Raw genomic sequence first — 1,163 nt, forward strand, 5'->3', positions numbered from 1 at the left:
CGGGCGGCACGCTGACCGCCGGCCCCCGCGCCACCGCTCCCGGGTGGGAGGTCCGGGCGCGGATCCCGGTCGCTCCGCAGCCTCGGAGGCCGTCCACGGCGGACCAGGCCGCGAGCATGCCGACGTCCGCCGAGGACCCACCACCCACGCCGGAGAACGCGCCGCAGGCCGAGCAGCCCGACGCACCGGAGACCGGAGGAACCGCATGATCGACGTCCTGCTGGCCGACGACCAGGCCCTGGTGCGCGGCGGGTTCCGCGCCCTGATCGACTCCGAGGACGACATGCGCGTCGTGGCGCAGGCCGCGACCGGCGACGACGCCGTGGCCCTCACCCTGGAGCACCTACCCCAGGTGGTGCTGATGGACATCCGCATGCCCGGCCTGGACGGGCTGGAGGCGACACGGCGGATCATCGCGGAGCCTCGCGCCGCGGGCGTGCACGTGGTGGTGGTGACGACGTTCGAGCTCGACGAGTACGTCACCGAGGCGATCCGCGCCGGGGCGTCCGGGTTCCTGGTCAAGGACACCGAGCCGGCGGAGCTGGTGCGGGCGGTGCGCGTCGCGGCGTCGGGCAACGCGCTGCTGTCGCCCACGGTGACCCGGCGACTGCTGGCCAAGGTCGCGGACGCGACCCGGACCGTGCGGCCGGCGCCGGCGCTCGCCGAGCTCACCCCGCGTGAGCGGGAGGTGCTGGTCGAGGTCGCGGGCGGGTTCGCCAACGACGAGATCGCCGGGCGGCTGTACCTGTCGGAGTCGACCGTGAAGACGCATGTCTCGCGGGTGCTCATGAAGACCGGCTCACGCGACCGCGCCCAGCTCGTGGTGCTGGCGTACGAGGCGGGCCTGGTGCGGCCCGGCTGGGCGGCACCAGGGAGGTAAGGCGGCAGGTACGCCGGGCTGACGCCGCAGGAGCCTGGCGGCGGCAGCCTGGTGGTGTGGCCGGAACGACCGGCCGAACCGACTGCTGGAGGTCGACATGCTCACCGCGACGACGGAGGTCCTCGCCAACGGGCCGCACTACGGCTGGGGCGGACCCGGCCCGTTCTTCTTCATCTTCCCGCTGCTCTGGTTCCTGCTGTTCGCGACCGTGGTCTTCCTCATCGCGCGGCGCGCCCGGCGGGGCGCACGCGGCGGCTGGGGCGGACCGTGGGCCGCGCACGCG

General features: G+C 74.7%; 2 protein-coding genes and 1 pseudogene. All 3 read left to right on the plus strand.

The annotated features are described in order from the left end of the window. Positions 1 to 209 (plus strand): hypothetical protein (locus tag PROKR_RS36830; RefSeq protein ID WP_425414854.1); only part of this gene is annotated, 209 nt, incomplete at its 5' end. Beyond that, entirely contained in the window at positions 206 to 880 is a 675-nt protein-coding gene (locus tag PROKR_RS04495; protein WP_036959951.1) for a response regulator, read from the plus strand. The genes PROKR_RS36830 and PROKR_RS04495, both read left to right, overlap by 4 nt. Before the next feature lie 97 nt (positions 881 to 977). Continuing rightward, a pseudogene (locus PROKR_RS04500) lies at positions 978 to 1,163 on the plus strand (hypothetical protein); the annotation flags it as partial.

This window comes from Promicromonospora kroppenstedtii DSM 19349 (genome assembly GCF_000515355.1).
Classification (GTDB): Bacteria; Actinomycetota; Actinomycetes; order Actinomycetales; family Cellulomonadaceae; genus Promicromonospora; species Promicromonospora kroppenstedtii.

Coding starts and splice junctions, on each gene's coding strand:
- PROKR_RS04495 (WP_036959951.1), top strand. CDS start 206: ATGATCGACGTCCTGCTGGCCGACGACCAGGCCCTGGTGCGCGGCGGG.